Here is a 3,457-nt window from a genome sequence, read left to right on the forward strand (position 1 = left end):
CTCCAGACGTGTCATCAGGAAAAAAAACGGCGCGGCCCTTTACAGGGTCGCGCCGTTTTTGTGGGTCTGAGGATTCAGGTCTGAGGATTCAGGTCTGACGAATCGGACCTGACGAATCAAGCCCCTTCATCATGCGATGACGTCAGTGCTCCATTCGCCGTTCACCAGGCGCTTTAGGCCCAACGGGTTGGCGTTTTGCAGCGCCGCCGGCAGCAGGCTGTCCGGGTAGTTCTGGTAGCAGACCGGGCGCAGGAAACGATCGATCGCCAGGGTGCCTACCGACGTACCGCGCGCATCGGAGGTCGCCGGGTAAGGACCGCCGTGAACCATGGCATCGGACACCTCAACACCGGTTGGGTAGCCGTTGACCAGGATGCGGCCGACTTTCTCTTCCAGCACCGGCACCAGCCACTGGTACTTCTGCAAGTCGGCGGTTTCGCCGATCAGCGTGGCGGTCAACTGGCCGCGCAGGGCCAGCAGTGCGGCTTTCAGTTCCGCGTCGTCTGCCACTTCGATCAGCAGCGTGGTCGGGCCGAATACTTCTTCCTGCAGCAATTCGTCGCCGTTCAGCAACATGCTGACGTCGGCCTTGAACAGCTGAGCCTGGGCCTGCTTGCCTTCCTGCGGCTTGCCGGCCAGGTGCGTGACGCTCTTGTGCGCCAGCAGCTTCTCGACGCCTTTGCTGTAGCTGCGCAGGCCGCCTTCGTTGAGCATGGTCTGAGGTGGCTGACCGCCCATGTGCTCGGTCAGCTGCTCGGTGAACGCGGTCAGAGCAGGGGAGCGAATGCCGATGACCACACCCGGGTTGGTGCAGAACTGACCTGCGCCCATGACCACGGAAGCGGCGAGTTCGCCAGCGATGGCAGTGCCGCGAGCCGTCAGCGCGCCTGGCAGCAGGACCACCGGGTTGATGCTCGACATTTCGGCGAAGACCGGAATCGGCTGCGGACGCTCGGAGGCCAGTTTGCACAGGGCGTTACCGCCGTGCAGCGAACCAGTGAAGCCGACCGCTTGAATGGCCGGGTGCTTGACCAGGCCTTCGCCGACGCCGCTGCCGAAGATCATGTTGAACACGCCTTTTGGCATACCGGTTTTTTCGGCAGCGCGAATGATAGCGTTGCCCACCAGATCAGCCGTCGCCATGTGGCCGCTGTGGGCTTTCACCACAACCGGGCAACCGGCAGCCAGTGCCGAAGCGGTGTCGCCGCCGGCGGTGGAGAAGGCCAGCGGGAAGTTGCTGGCGCCGAACACGGCCACCGGGCCCACGCCGATGCGCTGCTGGCGCAGGTCGACACGTGGCAGCGGCTTGCGATCCGGCAGGGCTTGATCGATACGCGCGCCCAGGAAGTCGCCGCGGCGCAGGACTTTGGCGAACAGGCGCATCTGGCCGGAAGTACGGCCACGCTCGCCCTGGATACGACCGGCCGGCAGCGCGGTTTCCTGGCAAACGAGGGCCACGAAGTCATCGCCCAGGGCGTCGAGTTCGTCAGCGATGGCATCAAGGAACTCGGCGCGACGGGCCGGGCTCAACTGGCGGAATTCAAGAAAGGCGTCTTTGGCGGCCGAGGCAGCGGCGTCGATTTCCGCGTCGGTGGCCTGATGGAAAGTGTAGGGCAGTGCTTCGCCAGTGGTGGCGTCGAGGCTTTTATGGCGTGCTTCGCCGAGGCCACTGCGGGCGCCGCCGATGAAGTTCTGACCGAGAACGGTAGGCATCTGCTTCTCCTGTTATTTTTGGGGCGAATCGATCAGGCATTTAGCCTGATGGGGAATTCGAAATCGTATGAAGCGTAGCGGCGACAAGCTCAGCGGCTCATCGCAAAGTCGACAGTCATCATACAACTGCATTTTTTCAGCCGCAAGGCGCGCAGCCGTGAGGGGGGGCTGAGCAAGGCCCGGCCATCAAAATAGCCGGGCATTGAGCGGTGATCAACATGCGTCGGGTAGTCATACCCGACCCATAAGTCGATCAGGCGTTCGGCTCGTCCGTGTTGATGTACTCGGGCACCTTGGCCAGCGGCAGGCGACGGGCTTGCTCGATGCTGATGCCCGGGCGTTCCGGCAGGGGCTCGAGCTTCTGCGGCTGGCCGGTGGTCAGCGCGCGTTCGATGGCCTCGACCACGCGCACGTCGCGCCAGCCTTCGTCGCCGTCCGGCTCGGGCTCGCGGTCCTGCAGGATGCAGTCGGAGAAGTACTGGGTCTCACCGCCGAACTGGTCGACCACCGGGTGGGTGTGCTCGGTGGTCTGGCCGTCGATGATCGCCCGGTAACCGATCGCCACGCCTTCGCCGAAACCGAAGCAGGGCGAGGCTTCAAACTCGCCCTTGGTGCCGATCAGCTGGAAACGCTCTGTGGACGGCAGGCTGTAACTCACCGTGAAGGTGGCAAGGCGTTCTTCGGCAAAGCGCAGTGTCACGTTGACCGTGTCGAAGGTGTTGATTTCGCGGCCCGGCGTCTTGATGCCGACGGCGTGAACTTCAATCGGTTCGGCGGCAAACAGGTTGCGCACGGCGTTAATGGGGTAGGGGCCCATGTCGGCCACGGGACCTGCGTCGAAGCCGCTCTGCATGCGGTGGTTGGCCGGGTCGGTGGTCTGGGCGAAGGTCGCGGTGAACAGGCGCAGATCGCCGAGGTCGCCGGCGCGCACGCGGTGGACCATTTCGACGGTGCCGGGCTCGAAGTGCAGGCGGTAGGCGACCATCAGTTTGGCGCCGGAGCGCTTGGCGGCTTCGGCGATGGCCAGGCAGTCTTCTTCGTTGGCGGCCATGGGCTTTTCGAGCAGCACGTGGATGCCGACTTCGAGTGCCGGAACGGCGAATTCGCGATGGCGGAAGTTGGGGGTTGCCAGGTAGATGGCGTCGATTTCGCCGGAGTTGAGCAGGGTGTCGAATTCGTCGTAGTGGTAGCTTTTGAGGTCGTAGAGTGCCGCGAGTTGGTCGGCCTTGATGGGGTCGCCGGTGACGAGGGCGGTCATGACGGAGTTGTCGGTTTGTTCGAGTCCCGGCATGAATGCGCCTTGGGAGATCCAGCCTCCAGCGACCACTGCGTAGCGGATTTTGCCGTTTGCGTCTGGCATGTATAAGCCTCCATTTCTCAGCGGACGGTGTGTCCGGCAGCTCTGTAGTCGGCAGGTTCCGGGGTGAGAAGTTCAATCCAATCGTGGGTCGCTTTCCAAGATCAAGATCAAGATCAAGATCAAGATCAAGATCAAGATCAAGATCAAGATCAAGAGCGTCTGCCTGGGGGCAGACTGTTTCGCCTTCGGCGAGTTACTTGGAAAAGCACCCCAAGTAACCAAGGGTGCCTGCTCCTGGTTGGGCCCCTCCTGCGTCGGGGTTCCTTCACTCCGGTCTCGCTCCGTGGGCCCGCCGCCATCCGCCATCCATGGCGGGGGGCGGCTCTCGCGGCATCCATGCCGCTCGGCCCACTCCGCGAGACCTGCGTTCAGCCTGCACCCAAG

2 protein-coding genes are annotated in these 3,457 nt (G+C 63.3%); both read right to left on the minus strand.

Annotated elements, in window-relative coordinates:
- Positions 1–129 precede the first annotated feature (129 nt).
- Positions 130–1,713, minus strand: coding sequence for an aldehyde dehydrogenase (NADP(+)) (locus tag QMX88_RS29050; RefSeq protein ID WP_192172041.1), 1,584 nt, complete (start codon positions 1,711–1,713; stop codon positions 130–132).
- Between the two features lie 253 nt (positions 1,714–1,966).
- Positions 1,967–3,073: a Gfo/Idh/MocA family protein gene (locus tag QMX88_RS29055; RefSeq protein ID WP_282373694.1), complete on the minus strand. Its 1,107-nt coding sequence runs from the start codon at positions 3,071–3,073 to the stop codon at positions 1,967–1,969.
- Between the last annotated feature and the right edge of the window lie 384 nt (positions 3,074–3,457).

This window comes from Pseudomonas sp. PS02290, assembly GCF_029960075.1.
In the GTDB taxonomy this organism is placed as follows: Bacteria; Pseudomonadota; Gammaproteobacteria; order Pseudomonadales; family Pseudomonadaceae; genus Aquipseudomonas.